This is a genomic window from Bacillus sp. S71 (assembly GCF_016625265.1).
In the GTDB taxonomy this organism is placed as follows: Bacteria; Bacillota; Bacilli; order Bacillales; family Bacillaceae_G; genus Bacillus_A; species Bacillus_A cereus.
Window position 1 is genome coordinate 494877 of the sequence record NZ_JACVUW010000003.1, and the last position, 18411, is coordinate 513287.

Sequence of the window (18411 nt, forward strand, 5' to 3'; positions counted from 1 at the left end):
AATATTCTACATGGAGGTTTTATTATGTTTAAAAAAATTATTGTATCTTCTATGGCGCTTACTATGTTCGGTGGAGCTGCAACTATGCTAGAGGCACCTACTGCTCAAGCAGCTTCTTATAACTCAACGTCATCCTCTTACTTTGATGTCACTCCTGAAGAGGCCGTGGCTTTCTATCAATCTCAAGACTATAAAAAATTAAAAGTATTTTTGGATGACTTTGAAGCAAGAAACCCTTATACTCCAGGTGGAGGCTACGCTCAAGGGAGTGTACGTATGCAAAAATTCAACGATGCTCTTAGAGATGCCAAATTAACAAATGTCTACCAAGAATTTATTAGAATCTCATACTACAATCATTATCCAGAACCAAAATAATAACAACGGATTAAATGTTTATTATTTCTATAACTTAGCCTAATTTTAAATGTATAACCTAAAAATAATTACTAAAAACCACTTATATAAGAGTGGTTTTTCTATTTCCCCATATAATTTAGCTGAATGTTACATCATCTTTATTTTAATATCTTTTATAGTAGACATTCTCTCGTTGACACAAACTAGTAGATTAGCAATGGAAATATCAAAATGTATTTATAATTGTTTTCTGTTTAATAGCAAAAAACGAACACCCTCTCACAATTAGATAAGGTGCTCGTTTTCATTTTTATCGGTAATTCTCAATTCAATTTAGCTTCTTTCCAATAAGTAAAGATTAAATTAACTTAAAAGCAAAGCGTTTTAAATTTAATTCATAGATCTTACTGAAACTTGGAATTGCCCCTTAGAACCATCATCATTTGAAACATAAATTTTATATGTTCCATTCGGTAATGGAGATAAAGCATTCCGTACATTTGTAACATTAATTTGTTGTTCTCCAGGTTTTATATAACCACCAACAATTAGCTCTGTATTTGGACCTTTTACACTATATCCCATTGTATTTTGACCATTATTTTTCATAGAAAAGCTTAAGTCAGTACTCCCATCATATACGAAAGAAGTTACAGCCTCACCACTATAATCCATTGTTTGAGTTAATAATAAGTCTGCAGAAACGTGTTCAACTACATGAATTGGATTATTCGTTTTGTGCACTTCTTCAGCATAAGTATTATTCCCTAACACACCAAGTGTTAATGCTGAAACTAATCCACAACTAAGCACTAGTTTATTTAACTTCATTTTAAGTTCCCCCTTGATGTTTGTATTCCATTACCATCATACACCCTTTTCTAAGTGCGTTTTTATGTAATAATTCATATCTATAAACCTATATATCTTAACCTCTCACCTTAATAGTTATTAAGAAACCTACATAGATAAAGCTACAATATTACGCTTCATAAAAAACATGTAAATTTTAAAGTCTTTTTCTAACAAAGTTTTATACGAGTAAGTACCAAAATACTCACATAAATAGCATTTCTATTTCAGATAAAATGTACTAATAAAATTTTTCTAAAATTTCACTTTGTAATTTGATATATTCCATGTTAATATAACGAAGGCTACAAAACAGGAGTCAACACGCATATCATTTTCACAGAATATTCATACTTAAAAAACCTTATTTTATCAGCAACTCAATCCAAATTTTACCTATAAAAAAATAGTTTATAATTTCATATGTACATAAATTCAAATAGACTTTTTCTATTTTCCTTATCAATTTTAATACGAGTAATATAACAGCATGTTTTTCAATTACCCTTCCTTTTTTAAATAAAAAGTCTACTAATACTAAACATCTATGTCCAACTCATACATAATTCTACTTACAAACTATCGGAGATGCAAAACTATGGGAATTTCTACTCTTTTATTAAATACCTTTATTATAATAATTTGTATCCTTAGCTATCACGTATTTTGGCTAGAGTTTAAAGAAAAAATAACATGTAATAATATATTATTTTCTATCCTTTCCTCCATTGCTATTATTTTTTGTATGACTTTTCCTTTTCATTTACATGTGGGATTTATTTATGATTTACGTTTTATTCCTATAATATTAGTTTTTCTATATGGAAATACAAAAAACATTGTTTTTATAGGAATTTTATATCTTTCTTATCGGTTTTACTTAGGCGGAAATGGCGTTCTTCCATCATTTATTATCTTCACTATTATTTTTGGTATAACAATGCTCTTTCGTTACTTATTACCTATGTATGTTAAAGAAAAAAAAGTATTATTAAGCTTACTCCTTATTTTAGTATGTACAACTTCACTTTCTATTTGCGGTATTGTAACTCAAATACATACAGGAGGGAAAATAGACTCTACTCTCATAGAATTTTTATTAAATTACATAATCATTAATATTTTCACAGTATTATTATCAGTTTATTTAATAGAGGGAATGATTGAGAAATATAAAATGAAAGAAAAGCTACAACGAGCTGAAAAATTTTATATAGCTAGCGAACTAGCAGCGTCAATTGCACACGAAATCCACAATCCACTAACCACGGTACATGGATTCACTCAATTATTAAATGAAAAACATGCCTCTAAGCTATCTCAGGATCAATACTTAGAAATCATGTTAATTGAAATGCAGCAAATACAAGCTACTATTAATAACTATTTATCTTTAACCAAACCACAGAACACCCTAAAAGAGAAAATAGATATTAATCACATTTTAAATCAGGTGAAAGATACTATTTCACCACTCGCTCTATCATACAAAGTTGAAATCAAACAAAATAGTACAGATTCCTTTTATATAAATGGGGACCCTGAAAAATTCAAACTCTGTCTAAACAACATCATCCAAAACGGAATTGAGGCTATGAAAAATGGTGGATTATTACAAATAAATATACAAAAAGTAAAAGGAAATATCATAATTGATATTATTGATTCAGGAATTGGGATGTCATCTCAACAAATAAAACGAATTGCTTTGCCATTCTATTCAACAACAGAAAAAGGAACTGGGCTTGGTACTATGATTGCTTATAGTATTATTAAAGAATTAAACGGAGATATAGAGATAGAGAGTAACTTAGGTAAAGGGACACGCTTTTCTATTAGTATCCCTTGCTAATGCGACAAAAATTTTCTGTTTAGTTAATTAAAAATAATAAGGATCAGAGCTTATCTATTGTTACAGATACACTCTAATCCTTTAGTTTAATTACATTAAACGCACTTAATATTTATAACTATTCTTACATCGTGATGAAAGAATAGTTCATCGACTTTATCTCATTTACTGATTAGATTTGTTTAATGTAAATATAACATCTCTCGGCACTTAATTTGTTATTATCATTATAGACATTTCCTACAATTGTTTTTCCAATAAAGTATAGACCTTATGCCATTCATTGAAAAAGACAACTCCCTTTTTACTACTTTACTTCCACCGTATAATTCCCTGTTCCACCACTATACTGATACACATGTAAATAATACTTCCCTGGATACGTGTAGTAACTACCTACTAGTTTATTCCCTTGTTGCTGAGCATACGTAACATAATTATTTAAATCTGCTTCAGAATAAAGTACCCAGTTCATTCCGATATTATTTTCATTCGTTACGTTAATTTGAAGGTTTTTAGCAGTCTCCACATTAATTTCAAAGAAATCACTTGTATCGCCATTTCCTAAACTAGCACGTAAAACTTGATTTAACTGCAGTTTGTTTGCTGTTTGGAATGAGTTATTCGGTTCTTTTTCTACACTGTTATCTTCTTTCTTTTGAACAGTTACAGTCGCTGTAGCAGTATTAGTTGCTCCTTTATCGTCTGTTACCGTTAATTTCGTTGTATACGTTCCTTCTTTTGTATATACGTGAGTTGGATTTTGCTCATTACTTACTGCTCCATCACCAAACTCCCATTTATAGGAAGTAATTTTCCCGTCTTCATCTTTTGATCCGTCGCTTTTAAATGAAATTGCTTCATTTACATTTCCACTATACGGACCGTTTATAACTGCAACTGGTGCTTTATTCTCTGCACCTTCTTCTGTATTAATACCGTGGAACACAACATCATATTCAAATTGTCCTGATGCATTCACGCGATAATTTACGAAGTATGCTGTTACTGTTTTATAGCCTGTCCATTCCTTTGCACTTAAACGTTTTAACGTATCATTAACGTTTTGTGTAATTGTTTTCCAATCTTCATATTCTCCTTTTGCTGCAGTTCCTGTATATGTTCCTTGTAGTGTGAATGTATTAAAGAACTGTGATTTATTTTTCTTCACTGATACATTTTTCAATTTTGCTTCCGCCGTTATTTCTGCCGCAATATCTGAAACTGGTTTCGGTGCATGATTTGCTAAATAATCGTCTGATACTAATGGCACGTTATATTTCTCACGATTATCAACTAGCATTTGCATATAGTCTTGATATTCTTTATTTAAATTCGCATCTTTACTTAATGTAGAGCGATATGCATCATATGCTGTTACATCATTTTTCCTAATAAGATCATGTATTTTATCAAACATATCATATCTCTTATTGTACATATAAGATTGTAAAGCAAAGGAATAATTATAGAAATCCCACGTTCCATACTTTGCATTTAACGTTCGCTCTGCCGTATAACGCTCCGCTGGGTTTGAAGATAATCCTCCTATAATACTCTTTCTCGGTACAACATTATCCGTTCTCGTTGCCCCTGCAAAAAATTCAGCATTCCCTTCTTCAAACCAAGATAATCTTTCATTTTCATATATTTTCCCTTGTCCCCATAATCCTGGTACTTCATATCTACCTTGTAAATAATGTGTGAACTCGTGTCGGAATAATTCTTCTAAACTATAAATACTTTCTTCTGGCGTACGCTCATAAGTAAAGAACGTACCTGTTCCTTCTATATAAAGACCACCGTTATTCGTTTCATATCCGTACAATTGACGATTAAATTGATATTCTGCTGGGCTATTATAAATAACTATCGTTAATACATCATCAGGATTTCCTTTTTCTAAAGGTTGATCACTTTCAACCGTACGATGGAATTGTGCCTTCACTTCTTTTGCCGCCCAATATAAACGTTTTACTTTTTCTTCTGTCACTTTATCTCCAACTTTTAAAACAATTGCCCCATCATCAAACGTATACGTTTTTGGCAAATATTTTTTCTTTCCATCTTCTCTTATTTGATCTAAATTCACCACTTTACCATTTGCATCTTTTCCGCCATAATTCGTTGCGATTTGCTCAGCAGCTACGAAATATTGCTCCCCTAAATACGGATAAATTTTCATCGCATCTGTTACAACTTGTAACCCTTTCGTTCCTGTACTATGGAACGTACCGAGTCTACCTGTATAATAAATGCCATTATTAATAAGCCAACCGTTTTTTGCTGTAATCGTTCCCATTAATGCAAAACGACTTAATTCATTAATATAACTATCTATTTTCTGATACCATACTGTATCTTTCGGTGCTTTCCTCGTATCGTACAAATACGATTGAATGTCGTAGTCAACACCTTGCATAATATCGTAAATAGCATTTCCAGCTGAAAGATTATCTACTAATGTAGAAAAATTATCATTATATTGTTTAAAAATTTTTGCAGCTGATGTTATCGTTTCCACATCACTCGAAGCGTTTCCTATTAACTTTCCGTATGATGATACCACTCTATTTTGCTCTAATGTACCCAGCTTGAAATTTGAATTGTTAGCCATCGCTTTTAATGCAGGTAAGCATTTATCATGATAACTTCGTTCATTTAATTTACTAAGTTCCGAATTATAAAATCCTAAATAAAATCCTGAACGTAATACCTCTACTAATGTCTCAATCCCTTTTGAATCATCCTTCGTATAGGCTTGTCCTTGCTGCTTCAATTTATCAATAATCGCCTGCATTCTACTATCATTTTGATAGAATGCTAGACTGTCTGTATTAAACTGAAATAGCCCCGTAATCTGCTCCCAATCAATTGTTACAAGTAAATCTACTAACTGCTGATTGCTTAATTGATTTAATTCAGCAATTGTATAAGTTTTCGCTACAGCTAATTGCTTACTTTCCTTTTTTACCTCAGGCGGTCTTTGTGATAAATCGGCAAATTGTAGCCTTTTCTCAAAAGACTTGCTTTCGAGCACTTTCGATGAATGAGCTAATTCTTGTACTGGTAGTTGTACACCGACTGGCTCCATTTTGAGCACATTTCGATAAGAAACTTGCTCTCCCTTAGTATCTTCTGCCAAACTTACCCCTTGAAAACTCCCTAACATTAAACTAGCAAAACTTACCCCTACTAACATTTTCTTTGAATAGCCTTTCATACTCTCCCCTACCTTACATTTTTAGTGTCCCGCTCCATTATTTTACTATTTTTACTTTTTGTCCTGTATTGAGAAAAAATAAGGTAACGTTCACACATATATTCATTTCATGTAAAATTAACGCTTGACTTTCCGTGCATTTTATATCAAAAAAGATAGATAATAGCAAAATTCCTGCTACATCTATCCACGTTTTCAACACTATGATTTTAACTTTATAAACGTAACTTCCGGTAATGTTTGCATATGCTGAATAAACTCATTCTTTTCTTCTGACGATATATTTTTCAGTTGCATCCCTACCTTATAAACAGTTTCTGTACCTTGCTGTGAAGCTTCCACCTCATATGAGAGTATTGGGATGCCTTTCACTTGTAGTGTTTCTAATATTTGTTGTACCGCTTCATGTTTATTTGCAAACATTTGCACTGTTATATTTTGTGGAAATAAAAATTGCACCTTAAAAATACGACTTACAATTTCTAAACCAATTAAAACGAGAATCGTCGCTCCAATGCCTACTACATACATTCCCGCCCCAATTGCTAATCCTATACCGGCAGTAGCCCATAAACCAGCCGCGGTCGTTAATCCTTTCACCGCCTGCTTTTGAATAATAATTGTGCCTGCACCTAAAAAACCAACTCCACTAACGACTTGTGCTGCAATACGACTTGGGTCTAGAGACGTATGCTCTTCAAACACAATATCTGAAAAGGCATATTTCGAAACAACCATTATTAACGCACTTCCTACCGCTACGAGGAAATGAGTCTTTAATCCAGCTTCTTTCGATCGAATTTCTCTTTCAATACCAATCATTGCTCCTAACAAGCCAGCAACACCGATTCGTATAATAAAATCAAAATCTACACTCACGGGCACTTCCCCCTTTCATTCATTATAGATAGATAAAACAAAAATTATCACAAACATCCATTTATCAACATGAAAGAATACCACTAAAATACACTTAATACTCCGACTTTTTTATGTTAATATTTTAAATATTAACATAAAATAAATAACTCCTAATTTTAAACCTTCACTAATTTTCTAAAAAACCAAAGGTGGATTGCATGAAATTAGGTTGAGAAATTTCAGAAAACGCTTTCACTTTGTTTCATAATTTTTTATAAAAACTACATAACTAAAGGAGCTTACTAACAATGAACCTCTCATTACTTACACCTACTACTGATTTACAAGAAGAATACTTAGATTTCTATAACGAATGGAAAAATAGCGGTGAAACAATGATCCCGTGGGTTATCACAAAAAATCCTGCAAACTTCCCAGCTATGGTTCAAGAACTTCTCGATGCGCATAACGGAATAAATATCCCTGAAACTTGGGTACCAGATTCTACATATTGGCTTGTTACAGATGAAAATAAAATTGTGGGAGCTGTTAATATACGTCATAGTTTAACCGAACATTTATTTAACGCTGGCGGTCATATTGGTTATGGCATTCGCCCTTCTGAAAGAAGAAAAGGTTATGCTACAAAGTTATTAAAATTATCGCTAGAAAAAACGAAGGAATTAAACATCGAGAAAGTACTTGTCGTTTGCGACGCAGTGAATACCGCTTCTGAAAAAACGATTTTACATAACGGTGGACTTCGTGATGATGATTTCACTGAGGAAGATGGAAATGTAGTAAGAAGATTTTGGATTGAGCTATGAAGAAGCCATCTAATGAAAATAATCTTATTATAGAGAAATATAGTAGAAGTAACGAGCTAAAAGTAAAACAACTTATTGATTTATATAATGAAGACTCTTATCTATTTAACTTATTACGAGATAGTAAAACAAAATGTGCGTATGTTGCCTGCTATAAAAAAGATGTAGTAGGCATCTTTCTCACCTGGAACAGTAGCTTCCATCCATACTGCACATACTTTCGAATATACACGAACCCTTTCTATTCAGAGCTACGTATTGAACAATTCTTATTTACTGAGATTCAAAAACGAGAACAATTTAATTTACCATTCCAAACTTCTATATGGGAAACGTCAGCTCATTTAAAAACTTATTATGAACAAAATAAGTTTATTGAAATCCGAAGAACATATATGCCAATATTAGACTTACAAAAAATAGTTCCTATCGATATAGTTCCTAATTCAAATTATCATTTACAAACTTTATCAAACATCTTATCTAATAATAACTTACTAGAAAAACTAGCCTACTTAGTAAAAGGCATTTACGAGCAAACCCACTTAGCAAATCCCGTTGCTCTATATCCTCTCGAAACTTGGAAAGAAAAGATCTTAGCTGATGACGTGTTACTAGATGGGAGCTTTCTAATTATAAGTGAAGAGAACGAAATTATTGGGTACTCTTTCCTCCATACATTGGAAAAGGATGATACGTTAGAACTAGGATGGTGCGGAACTCACACTACAGACAATTTACCATTACTAAAAATTCTCGTTTTCGAACAAATTATGTATGCAAACAAACACGGCTATTCTTTCATTCAAGGTGAATTCGATTCAACTAGTATATATGCAATGGAACTATTAAAATCCTTCCCTTTTAACCCTTGTGCTACTTGGATTACGTATCAAAAATAAGCGAGAAAGTGATTATACACTTTCTCGCTTATTTTACACTGCTTCTATTTCAAACTGCACTGTAATACCACTTGGATCTACTACCGCAAACCCATTTGTAGTTTCATTTATTTCATGTTGTTTTTCTATTAATCTTTCTTTCACTTCATCTAACGCTTCTTTATGCGGTAGTACAATCGCATATACCTTTAGTCCAGTTGCATGTACTGGCGGGTGTGGATTGTTTACTCCGTTCCACGTATTTGCACCAATATGGTGATGATATCCCCCTGCTGAAATAAATAAGCAATCCTCTTCACGCTGTTGTACTTCAAAACCTACTGTTTTCACATAAAATTCATGTGATTTCTCTACATCAGCTATTCTTAAATGTACGTGCCCAACGACAGTATTAGCAGGCAAACCATCAAACTCATAATCAACGAATGTTGCCAATTCTTTTAAATCAAGTGGTGTACTTCCTCCTGGCCCTTCTCCCCATCGATCGCGCGGACGGTCTGCATAAATTTCAATACCATTCCCCTCTAAATCTTGCAAATAAAAAGCTTCGCTATATGTATGATCACTTGCACTATTAAACCTTGAAATTGGTAAAATTTCATTTGAATATGTATAACGCCCTTCTTGCTCAGCCGGGCTGTCAATTACATTCTTATTACGAAGAACCCCAAATAGCGCAGAAGCAAAAGCTTCACGAGTCGGAACTAAAAAGGCTACATGATATATACCAGTCGTACGCGGTTCTTGCAGTACCCCGTCCTCTAACTTTTCAAGAACAAGTAACGCGTTCTTTCCACCTTTTCCAGATAAATATGCTTTATTTCCCTCTTGCTTAATTACCTCTAAGCCTACAACATTTTCATAAAAAGCAATTTGACGCTCTAAATCTTTCACTTTAAATTCAACATGACCAATACGTGTTTTCGGATGAATTTGTACCATGAATAACTTCATCTCCTTATCCCTATATTTTCCCATTACATATAACCGTTACTATGAAGGATACAACTAAAATCATCCTATGTAAATAAGAAAAGTCAGAATTTACATGCATTTTTATTTTCATAATAAAAAGCCACCTTTTCTAACTTTTAGAAAAGGTGGCTTTTTAACTCTTATCTCATTTTATGTACTTCAGCAACTAGCTTTCCACCCTGAATGCCCATATAAAGCTTCACAGGTGCATCATTCGTATTTTCAAATACTAAATCTAAATATGGATATGCAATTGTAGCATCTCTTCCTTGTGGAACATAACCTACCGTTTTAGAATGTGTAGTTCTCTCCACCATTTTCAGGCCAGCTTGATCTGCTGCATTGTATAAAGTTGAAGATGTTTGACAAACACCACCGCCATATCCATCTACTAATTTACCATCAACTATTTCTTTCCCTAATTGATATCCTTTATCTGGTGTCGTATCACCGATTAATGAATTAAAAGAGAAACGATCTCCTTTTGCTAACACAACTCCATTTATGCTCGCTGCTGACAAACGAATATTCTCAATACGGCCACCTGTTGAACCACCTAAGTTCGTTTCATATCTACCAATTACCGTACCATTTCCTTGCGCATCACTTAATGTTGCGACTGGTTTTTTCTCCACAATCGGCAACTGATACGTAGCATCCCACATACCAACGTTTAACAATTTATCTACTAATTCTTTTTCCATTAATTCATAAGAAGGTTTTCCTTCTTGCCAACTTCCATCAGGTGCTATACGTGAAGGAACCATTTTTTTGTCGACGCTTTTTCCAACCTCACCAACAACCTTTGTTACAGACTTTTTAAATTTCGCTTCATCTTCAAAATAGCCTAAACCAGATAAATCTAATTTTTTCACTTCAGTACCAGTTCGACCATCAACTAAACTAATAGTATCTTGCACTTCTGCTTTAGCCTCTACAGTGTGCCCACCAATATCACTTACCAATGCAACATCACTTACTTTTGCACCACAGCCACTCACTACAGCTACACATAACACCCCAACTAATATACCCTTTACTTTACGGAACAATATACTCTCTCCCTTTCCCCAACATCACTATTATGTATTTATTTCATTTTTATGTATGTTTTGTTACAATCATTTTACAATATGTTTATAAAATGTTACAAGTTATTTTTCACTCTATATAAATTACTCTTTTCTTTTATAAATGTCTATACATATTTACATAAAAGTTTGAGTTTGATAGAATTGTAACTTTTATGTAAACTCTCTCTTTTATCCAGTATATACCATCAAGCAAAAGAAATACAAATCAAAAACCCTCAAGCTATTTTTTATAAAGTGAAACTTTAATCAGTGGGGTCTTACTGCCCGTTAATGCGGGATAAAGAAAAATCCCGTCAACATAAATAGGTATTTGCCGTGCCACCGCTCCGCTTTTGCACATACATTATGGTGAATTCAACCTATTTTAAAGAAATGGAGGATGTTATTATGTATCCCTACAATCCATATGATCCATATAATCAATATGCGTACCAACAACCACAGTATGACTTACAAGCACAATATCAATCTTATATAGATCAAGCAGAGCAAACGAATCCATATGACCAAAATAGACAATTCCAACTTCCAATCTCTTTTCCTGGCACTGGAAATCGTCAATTAGAAAGACGCGTAAATGAGCTTGAACAAAGAGTACGTCAACTAGAAAATACAGTTGAGCGCCATACACGTAGACTAAACCGCTTAAACCAACGTTTACGTACAGTAGAAAACAGACTAAACATTCCATTCGCAGCATTAGAAGACGGATTTTAATCGAGAAGATAAAAATTATATAAGGAAGGGGCTCCCCCTTCCTTATATAAATTGACGAAAGTTTTTTCCATCTCTATACTGATAAGAGTTAATGAAATGAAACAAGGTGATAAATATGGATTTTGAAATAAATTATCTTTCCTTTTATGTTGTACAAGTAGAAGGAAAAGGTGAAGCAGTTGATAAACGCTACAAACATTTTCAAACTTTAGACGCTGAAGAATATGAAGATAGCTCCTTAAAAGAATTTTTGAATGGTGAGTTATTAAAAATATCGAAGCGAAAAGTAGAACGTCATGCAAAAACAGAACAAGCCCCAACAAAAATTGGTCGCTTTATTGTAGAGGAAGGGCACGAACTTGATTCAAACCCTCATTACAACCTTTTTAATCGTATTCGCTTTGCAGAAACAAAGGACAACTTTAAAGATATGAGCGAACCTCTCGTTTATACATATCTTGACACAAGCGCTGTACGCGGTGGTGTATTTTTAATTGCTCAGGCAAAACTACGCAAATACTTTGATGATCCATTTGTATTCGTAATGAAATGCGACTTCGAACCAAAGGTTGCTTCTATTTCTGATGAATCGACACTGATTCGTAACGTTGAAATGGCCATCACAACAAAGAATATGAAATCTATCCAATACCCATACATGCCTGAAGAAGGTATGGTTGAAGTAGGCGAACTAAAAATACACCAAGCATCACATGCCCGCTACTTTGAAGACTTCTTAAAATTCGTCGAATATGAACGCTCTATGCCTGAAATTATGAAAACACAAGTAATGGACATGGTATACGACCAAATTGAAGATGTATTTGAAGAAGGTACGGAAGAACGCGAACAATTCGACCAAGCGATGGAAGTATGGGCTGCCAGTCCGAAACGCGAAATTATGGAACAATTTTCAACCGAAGAAGTAATGGAAGCTACCGCTCAAATCGTCGAGCACGCTCCTGAAGTGGAATTAAAACTAAAAGCAGATCATATCTCTGTGAAGGCTTTGCTTGCTGATTTCGGGGATCAAATACATATTGCGAAGGTAAATGATCGATACGTATTAATGATTGAGGCTGATACACTTACATTTGAGAAGGGCTTCTCTCCAATTGAGTTTCTGAAGCCAGATGAGCTGCAGGATGTGATTGAGCGGATTGAGAATAAGCAACAGTATTCGTATGATCCGAGCGGTATTGAATAAATACTTCCATATAATTATTTTTTACTGAGCGCTTTTAACAAGCGCTCTTTTATTTTGAGCTTAGTTGATGTTTATATTAAAAAACGATTCTTAATAGAATCGTTTTTCCTGATTTATAACAAAAATATGCTTATTTTTAAAAATTATTATTGATCCAAGATATCAATTGTCGCAGAATCAAGTAAATTCCTTCCTTGTTGTACAAGCGTATTTCCATTAGAGTTGTCACTATGTATGTTGGTAAAATGAAAACTTCACTTCACTACCTCAAATTTATTATACTCGTAAAAAGATAATTGAAAACGATATTCCGGATGCTCTCTCACCCAATCGTAGGCTTCTTCTAAAATTTCTATTTTGTTTTGTAGGTCATTAAGTTCACTACATTTGTCCTTTTTCTGTTTGCACAGAGGGCAGAATCCATTTACTATGTCGGCACTTGTCGCCCTAATAGTTTTACTTTTTAAGTCAACTACTAAACGAAGAAGAAGAGAATGCTCAGCTTTTGTAGTCACCGTCATTTCAGCAACCCCATCCTCATTCCAAAAGACACCGTTTAATTCCATCTGTACGGTGACGTCTTTAATATCCAAGTCTATCACTATCACACCTCCCTTGTATAAAACTCATATTTTACTCTTCGATTTTAATCTTTAATACACCACGCTTTAAAGATATATTAAGCTTTTTCCAATTCTTATTCTTTGCTATGAAAGGAAGTATAATTACTGCTGATAGCGTGGCAAATATTATCCCCAAAACTAAAACTGTTACAATGTTAAAGATTGCTTCCATTTAACTCTACCCTCTTTCATTTCTATGGGCTCTAATTTTATGAATGTATTTAAAAATTCTTACCACCCCTTAATTTTCAAAGCAATTATAATGGCCCAATCACAACAAATCAATTCCTATTTAATATGAATACTTTATTCATCCATCAGTATAATGATGTTAAATTTATGTAGCTAGAAATAGAGGAGAATATCATTTAACCTCTACATTCTCCTCCATCTCAGCCAAATACCTAATCTGTCGTTCCGCTTTTCTCACTGCCGTACGAAAATGTTTTTTCAGAAGTTCTACTGTATTTTCACTTATATAATATCTTTCCGTTATACTTTCCCACGTGTCACTACTTTCAAATGTACTCCATTCAAAAGGGCGTTCTGTATTTTTCTTTAGTTCTTTAAACACCCATTTTCGCATCTTTTTTTTCGCTTTTTCCGTTAGTTTCCCGTTCTTTACAAGTTCAAGTTCACCATGTCTTTTGTATCGCTTATTAATATCTCTCTCGCTATACACTTTAAGAAGTATATTTGCTGTATTTTCGGCATCTGCTAAAGCACGGTGCTGTTTCCCTTCCCACGTTAAAGCGAGCTGTTCTACCGCAAATTGTAAACTTGGCGTATGTTCAAACAATTCCTCATATGCTTGGAAAACAAATTTTTGCAAATCAATTCTACTTTCTTTTTCTATAATGGGGCATTCAACACCATGTAATGTACAATCATGAGATAGAAAGCGATAATCTTCTTTTCCCCATGAAACAAATATAGAATCTTCTCCGATAAACTGAATAAATTTCTCTATAATTTGAGGGAATTTTTCTACATCCATTAAATCTTTCTTCATAATACCGGTTAATTTTGTTGTATGACGAGTTAATCGTGCACTTGGTTTTACTAACTCCGAAAATTCTTCAATTATCTTCATTGTACCTATTTCTATTTTTACAGCTCCGATATCAACTATTTCTGACGGATCTTCTGATTTATACGGTCTGAAATTCCTCTCAATGTCAAACACAATGAAATGTGTAGCGTTTTTCAATTTATTTACCTCTTTCTAAATTCCTTTTCACACAAACACTTTATTTTCAGTATTTATTTATTCATGTACTTTATACAAAAATACTACGAATAAATAAATGAAAATTCAGTCTTGTTATGATATGTAAGTAGGAGGATATCTATAAAAATGCAAAAAAAAAGAAGGGCGAGCCCTTCTTTTTTCAAAAATTACTTCTTGTTTACGTTAGTAGCTTGAGGTCCACGGTTACCTTGTTCTACTTCGAAAGTAACTTCTTGACCTTCTTCTAAAGTTTTGAAGCCTTCGCCTTGGATAGCTGAGAAATGAACGAATACGTCTTCTCCGCCTTCAACTTCGATGAAACCGAAACCTTTTTCTGAGTTAAACCATTTTACTTTACCGTTTTGCATGAAAAAAATCCTCCTACAATGTACCTATATGTACATATTCATTTTCAACCACCTTACAATAATAAGCCAGATATTAAAAAACTGCAACCCCTGAGGAGATTTAACATTGCTATCCTCCTCGGAAGTTACAGCTCATTTAAATCTCTATATTATTAAAAGTAAAATGGTTTAAACATACTATATCATATCAATATAATAAAAGTAAAGTTTTTTCTTAAATTATTTTTTGTTCCCACTGCATTGCTTTTAATTCACCTGATCCAGCTACTACATAACCATCTTTTTGATTAACAATGCGCCATCCGTGCCCTTTAACTGAATCACATACTGTAACAATACCTTCATCAAGAAGTACACGGCACACACTACTAATACCCGCCTTATTTTGCGTTGAAGTTGTATATAAGACATGTTGGTCTACACTTAAGTCTAAATAACTACTTGCTTTCTGCTCACTTTGACATGTATGCCAATATATTTTTTCACTCGCAATACTGTCATCTATTTTACAATAAGAAATATTCCCGCTAACTCCCTTGCACGATCCACTTGCCGCTACTAAATAAGAATTGTGTAAAGTCAACGCAGAGATCATTTGATTCATTGTAATTTTAATCCTCTTTAATTTACGTGTCTTCAAATCAAAGAGCCAAACACCACCATACTTAGCATGTATTTTCGTACCAATAAATAAGTAATGTTTATATAAAAATAATGATCGAATAGACGGTGCCGCACTGCCATACTCAAGAAACGGATGAATAGTCTCCCATGTCGAACCGAAATTATTAGAAAGATACAGCGTTTTTTCTCCATGAGCAACAACAGTTCCTTGTACATTGCTACATACATTCCAACTTGTTGCTTTTGTTGGAAAACGCTGAATTGTCCAGTTCTCTCCACCATTCATACTACGAATAAAAATCCCTTCGTCACCTACACCATAAACTACATTATCTTCGCTATGTAAATCCCTAATTCGTTTTTGAAAACCATTTAAAATTCGTTTCCATTCTCCGTCTTGTTCAACAAATAAGCCATTATATGTAGTAGCTAACAACAGTTTTCCATCTCTTAACTTTGTAATAGCAGTTGCACTTAACATCGTCTCCACGTTGACACTCCCATTCTTAGAACTTCTCAGCAAATGCAATTGCAAAATTACTGCATTTTTCAACATCCTCTTGATCTTCTGGAGCTAATTCAATTTTCAGCCCTTCTTGTACAAGCTCTGCACCTCGTTCTACAAGGCGTTCTTCAAATATCGTTACCGCTTCACAAAACAGTTCATACGCCGTATCACCTGATCCGAATACCGCTACCTTTTTCCCAGCTAAATCTATATTTTCTAAGTCCTCATGAAAATCTTCCGCTTCAAATGGTAATTCACCATCGCCCCACGTATAAGATCCTAAAATGATTCCATCATAAGCTAATAATTCTTCAGCATCCATGCCTTCCATCTCTTGCAATACTACTTCATGATCAAAAGCATCTAAACTAACTTTAATTAAATCAGCAATACTCTCTGTATTTCCTGACATACTTGCATAAGCTATTAAAATTTTTGCCACTTTGGCATCCCCCTCTAACAATAAATGATTCTCATTCTCATTATATTAATAATGAGAATCAATTTCAATTGATTTTTTTCTACTTTTATTTACATTTCACATTACTTATTTCAAATAAAGTGAAACTTTAATGAGCCCTCACCAATCAGGATTTTTCAGACAGCCCACAAATAGAGGAATAAATAAAAAAAAGCACAGATGACTATACAATCATCTGTGCTTTTTTATTACTTTTTAAAAATACCAAAAGGCTTCCCTACTGGTAAAACAACTTTTCCGAAGTGTGTGTTTAACACTGCTGCTGCTGAACCATAGAAAGATAATAATGAAATAAGAAGTTCAGAATATGCTGCTAAATTATGCATTGCGTGCGGCATAACACCTAAAGTACTTAATGAAAGACCAATAAATAAGAAATCAATAAGGACGAAGATCATAAATAATACTTTATGTGTTTCCATTGCACCAATCGTCATAAAGATTGTGAAAATCAAATATCCGATAAAGGCTACACCAAGCTGTTTTGAATCTGCAACTTGTGCTAATTTTTCGCCAAATACTCCAAGTTGAATTAACCAAGTCATTCCAACACCTAACCAAAATAGGCCGTACGCACCAAATGCTGTCGTACCGAATGTATTGTTATGCTTTGCATCGTGAATGCAAGCAAAGATTTGTGCAAATCCTCCTAAAAAGATTGCCCATGGTAATACAAGTGAAACGCCATCTGTTAAGCCTAACTTTTGAGATGATGCTACAAGTGTTACCATCGCTAATCCAAATAGACCAATTCCAGATGGATCCGCTGTTGTCATTTTCACATGATGTGTAGTAGTTTGATTGCTCATATAAACCTCCTGATTATAAACATACTCGAATACAATACTTAAATCAGAAGCCTATGTCAATGGTTTTTTTTGTATGTTGTCAGACGTTATATTTTATAATGATTAAATATATTTCCGACCACTTCATAAGGTTTTATATTCACTTTTTCCAACTCGTTTATCGGTAGCCATAACGGAATATAACTTCCTTTACCTTCCCGCTGAAATTCCTCAGCTGTTCCACTTCCGAACACTCCACCTGTAATATAGGCACCATAATAATATTCATTTCCTTTATATTTTACCTTTGCAATAAGGTGCTTCACTTTTATATGTAGCCCTAATTCTTCGTATACCTCTCTTTTCGTTGCCTCTTCAGGCGTTTCACCTTCCTCAACCCCTCCGCCAGGAAAAACATAATATATTTCCTCTTCTCGAATACGTTTTATAAGAGCGATTTTCCCTTCCTGTACAATAATAGCCGCCCCGCGATTTCTTATCATTTTATTACCTCAATACGAATCGCAACTGTTCCCCACTCTTTTTCTTGTTCTTTCGTATATATTTTGTATGTACTTTCTAACATTTCCTCTAAACTATCATTTTCACAATCCAATAATTTTTTATCAATTTGTTCATACATAGATTTAAAGCTCTCGTATCGCTTTATTTCCGTTACTTTTACCGTCATCATTTCTGTTGTCGTAAGATTCGTAAATACGATTTCATCGTCTTTGTTTATTAGTTGACGTTTTTTATCGTATAGGCGTACTTCATATACTTTTTTCCCTGATTGAATTGACTGAAACGGTTTATTATATAAACCCATTTCGTATCGCATACATCCCACTCCCTTTTGTTCATTTCACCTATTAATACAGTTCACATTACTACATCTTGCATATAATATTCCATACG

At 33.6% G+C, this 18411-nt stretch carries 20 protein-coding genes; 6 read left to right on the forward strand and 14 right to left on the reverse strand.

Annotated elements, in window-relative coordinates:
- Nucleotides 1–24: 24 nt before the first annotated feature.
- Nucleotides 25–378 (forward strand): hypothetical protein, encoded by a 354-nt coding sequence (locus tag IBT51_RS09455; RefSeq protein ID WP_000473483.1) that lies wholly within the window; start codon nucleotides 25–27, stop codon nucleotides 376–378.
- A gap of 372 nt (nucleotides 379–750) precedes the next feature.
- Here IBT51_RS09455 and IBT51_RS09460 read toward each other — a convergent pair whose 3' ends face one another.
- Complete coding sequence (locus tag IBT51_RS09460) at nucleotides 751–1191, reverse strand: hypothetical protein (protein WP_088022911.1); 441 nt, start codon at nucleotides 1189–1191, stop codon at nucleotides 751–753.
- 619 nt (nucleotides 1192–1810) lie between these two features.
- Between IBT51_RS09460 and IBT51_RS09465 the strand changes: the two genes are divergently transcribed.
- On the forward strand, nucleotides 1811–3064 hold the full coding sequence (locus IBT51_RS09465; protein ID WP_200458106.1) for a sensor histidine kinase: 1254 nt from the start codon (nucleotides 1811–1813) through the stop codon (nucleotides 3062–3064).
- Between the two features lie 307 nt (nucleotides 3065–3371).
- On the opposite strand, the gene colA is transcribed toward IBT51_RS09465, so the two are convergent.
- Nucleotides 3372–6287 carry a collagenase ColA gene (colA, locus tag IBT51_RS09470; protein ID WP_200458105.1) on the reverse strand — a complete coding sequence of 972 codons (2916 nt, stop codon included), beginning with the start codon at nucleotides 6285–6287 and terminating at the stop codon, nucleotides 3372–3374.
- 201 nt (nucleotides 6288–6488) lie between these two features.
- Nucleotides 6489–7166 (reverse strand): MgtC/SapB family protein, encoded by a 678-nt coding sequence (locus tag IBT51_RS09475; RefSeq protein ID WP_200458104.1) that lies wholly within the window; start codon nucleotides 7164–7166, stop codon nucleotides 6489–6491.
- 290 nt (nucleotides 7167–7456) lie between these two features.
- Between IBT51_RS09475 and IBT51_RS09480 the strand changes: the two genes are divergently transcribed.
- Together IBT51_RS09480 and IBT51_RS09485 are read left to right on the forward strand one after the other, a co-directional pair.
- A complete protein-coding gene (locus tag IBT51_RS09480; protein WP_200458103.1) occupies nucleotides 7457–7975 on the forward strand; it encodes a GNAT family N-acetyltransferase in 519 nt (172 codons plus the stop codon).
- On the forward strand, nucleotides 7972–8877 hold the full coding sequence (locus tag IBT51_RS09485; protein ID WP_050844392.1) for a hypothetical protein: 906 nt from the start codon (nucleotides 7972–7974) through the stop codon (nucleotides 8875–8877). Before IBT51_RS09480 ends, IBT51_RS09485 begins: the two co-directional genes overlap by 4 nt.
- Nucleotides 8878–8910: 33 nt before the next feature.
- On the opposite strand, the gene IBT51_RS09490 is transcribed toward IBT51_RS09485, so the two are convergent.
- Together IBT51_RS09490 and IBT51_RS09495 are read right to left on the reverse strand one after the other, a co-directional pair.
- Nucleotides 8911–9819, reverse strand: a complete 909-nt coding sequence (locus IBT51_RS09490) for a VOC family protein (RefSeq protein ID WP_197241285.1) — start codon at nucleotides 9817–9819, stop codon at nucleotides 8911–8913.
- Between the two features lie 173 nt (nucleotides 9820–9992).
- The gene (locus tag IBT51_RS09495; RefSeq protein ID WP_000488980.1) at nucleotides 9993–10904 is read right to left on the reverse strand and encodes a VanW family protein; all 912 of its coding nucleotides are present in this window, start codon (nucleotides 10902–10904) and stop codon (nucleotides 9993–9995) included.
- 429 nt (nucleotides 10905–11333) lie between these two features.
- Here IBT51_RS09495 and IBT51_RS09500 point away from each other — a divergent pair, with 429 nt between their 5' ends.
- Both IBT51_RS09500 and IBT51_RS09505 read left to right on the forward strand, forming a co-directional pair.
- A complete protein-coding gene (locus IBT51_RS09500) occupies nucleotides 11334–11663 on the forward strand; it encodes a hypothetical protein (RefSeq protein WP_000283711.1) in 330 nt (109 codons plus the stop codon).
- A gap of 115 nt (nucleotides 11664–11778) precedes the next feature.
- Nucleotides 11779–12870, forward strand: a complete 1092-nt coding sequence (locus IBT51_RS09505) for a DUF3900 domain-containing protein (RefSeq protein WP_088023553.1) — start codon at nucleotides 11779–11781, stop codon at nucleotides 12868–12870.
- A 254-nt stretch (nucleotides 12871–13124) separates the two neighbouring features.
- On the opposite strand, the gene IBT51_RS09510 is transcribed toward IBT51_RS09505, so the two are convergent.
- The 9 genes from IBT51_RS09510 to IBT51_RS09550 all read right to left on the reverse strand — a co-directional run bounded on the left by IBT51_RS09510 (nucleotide 13125) and on the right by IBT51_RS09550 (nucleotide 18334).
- Nucleotides 13125–13472, reverse strand: coding sequence for a hypothetical protein (locus IBT51_RS09510; RefSeq protein WP_053563857.1), 348 nt, complete (start codon nucleotides 13470–13472; stop codon nucleotides 13125–13127).
- Between the two features lie 31 nt (nucleotides 13473–13503).
- Nucleotides 13504–13665 (reverse strand): hypothetical protein, encoded by a 162-nt coding sequence (locus tag IBT51_RS09515; protein ID WP_098127216.1) that lies wholly within the window; start codon nucleotides 13663–13665, stop codon nucleotides 13504–13506.
- A 192-nt stretch (nucleotides 13666–13857) separates the two neighbouring features.
- On the reverse strand, nucleotides 13858–14703 hold the full coding sequence (locus tag IBT51_RS09520; protein ID WP_200458102.1) for an exonuclease: 846 nt from the start codon (nucleotides 14701–14703) through the stop codon (nucleotides 13858–13860).
- A gap of 188 nt (nucleotides 14704–14891) precedes the next feature.
- Nucleotides 14892–15092, reverse strand: coding sequence for a cold shock-like protein CspB (cspB, locus tag IBT51_RS09525; RefSeq protein ID WP_001179150.1), 201 nt, complete (start codon nucleotides 15090–15092; stop codon nucleotides 14892–14894).
- A 214-nt stretch (nucleotides 15093–15306) separates the two neighbouring features.
- Complete coding sequence (locus IBT51_RS09530) at nucleotides 15307–16206, reverse strand: WD40/YVTN/BNR-like repeat-containing protein (protein ID WP_000449497.1); 900 nt, start codon at nucleotides 16204–16206, stop codon at nucleotides 15307–15309.
- 16 nt (nucleotides 16207–16222) lie between these two features.
- Nucleotides 16223–16666 (reverse strand): flavodoxin, encoded by a 444-nt coding sequence (locus IBT51_RS09535; RefSeq protein ID WP_001062759.1) that lies wholly within the window; start codon nucleotides 16664–16666, stop codon nucleotides 16223–16225.
- 227 nt (nucleotides 16667–16893) lie between these two features.
- On the reverse strand, nucleotides 16894–17514 hold the full coding sequence (locus tag IBT51_RS09540; protein ID WP_000070945.1) for an acetate uptake transporter: 621 nt from the start codon (nucleotides 17512–17514) through the stop codon (nucleotides 16894–16896).
- Between the two features lie 86 nt (nucleotides 17515–17600).
- Entirely contained in the window at nucleotides 17601–17996 is a 396-nt protein-coding gene (locus IBT51_RS09545; RefSeq protein ID WP_200458101.1) for an NUDIX hydrolase, read from the reverse strand.
- Nucleotides 17993–18334 carry an ASCH domain-containing protein gene (locus IBT51_RS09550; protein WP_001268359.1) on the reverse strand — a complete coding sequence of 114 codons (342 nt, stop codon included), beginning with the start codon at nucleotides 18332–18334 and terminating at the stop codon, nucleotides 17993–17995. Before IBT51_RS09550 ends, IBT51_RS09545 begins: the two co-directional genes overlap by 4 nt.
- Nucleotides 18335–18411 lie beyond the last annotated feature (77 nt).

What these genes read in the sequence shown, in the direction of transcription:
- IBT51_RS09455 (WP_000473483.1), top strand. Translation starts at nt 25, where the DNA reads ATGTTTAAAAAAATTATTGTATCTTCTATGGCGCTTACTATGTTCGGT.
- IBT51_RS09460 (WP_088022911.1), bottom strand. Translation starts at nt 1,191, where the DNA reads ATGAAGTTAAATAAACTAGTGCTTAGTTGTGGATTAGTTTCAGCATTA.
- IBT51_RS09465 (WP_200458106.1), top strand. Translation starts at nt 1,811, where the DNA reads ATGGGAATTTCTACTCTTTTATTAAATACCTTTATTATAATAATTTGT.
- colA (WP_200458105.1), bottom strand. Translation starts at nt 6,287, where the DNA reads ATGAAAGGCTATTCAAAGAAAATGTTAGTAGGGGTAAGTTTTGCTAGT.
- IBT51_RS09480 (WP_200458103.1), top strand. Translation starts at nt 7,457, where the DNA reads ATGAACCTCTCATTACTTACACCTACTACTGATTTACAAGAAGAATAC.
- IBT51_RS09485 (WP_050844392.1), top strand. Translation starts at nt 7,972, where the DNA reads ATGAAGAAGCCATCTAATGAAAATAATCTTATTATAGAGAAATATAGT.
- IBT51_RS09490 (WP_197241285.1), bottom strand. Translation starts at nt 9,819, where the DNA reads ATGGTACAAATTCATCCGAAAACACGTATTGGTCATGTTGAATTTAAA.
- IBT51_RS09500 (WP_000283711.1), top strand. Translation starts at nt 11,334, where the DNA reads ATGTATCCCTACAATCCATATGATCCATATAATCAATATGCGTACCAA.
- IBT51_RS09505 (WP_088023553.1), top strand. Translation starts at nt 11,779, where the DNA reads ATGGATTTTGAAATAAATTATCTTTCCTTTTATGTTGTACAAGTAGAA.
- IBT51_RS09515 (WP_098127216.1), bottom strand. Translation starts at nt 13,665, where the DNA reads ATGGAAGCAATCTTTAACATTGTAACAGTTTTAGTTTTGGGGATAATA.
- cspB (WP_001179150.1), bottom strand. Translation starts at nt 15,092, where the DNA reads ATGCAAAACGGTAAAGTAAAATGGTTTAACTCAGAAAAAGGTTTCGGT.
- IBT51_RS09540 (WP_000070945.1), bottom strand. Translation starts at nt 17,514, where the DNA reads ATGAGCAATCAAACTACTACACATCATGTGAAAATGACAACAGCGGAT.
- IBT51_RS09545 (WP_200458101.1), bottom strand. Translation starts at nt 17,996, where the DNA reads ATGATAAGAAATCGCGGGGCGGCTATTATTGTACAGGAAGGGAAAATC.
- IBT51_RS09550 (WP_001268359.1), bottom strand. Translation starts at nt 18,334, where the DNA reads ATGCGATACGAAATGGGTTTATATAATAAACCGTTTCAGTCAATTCAA.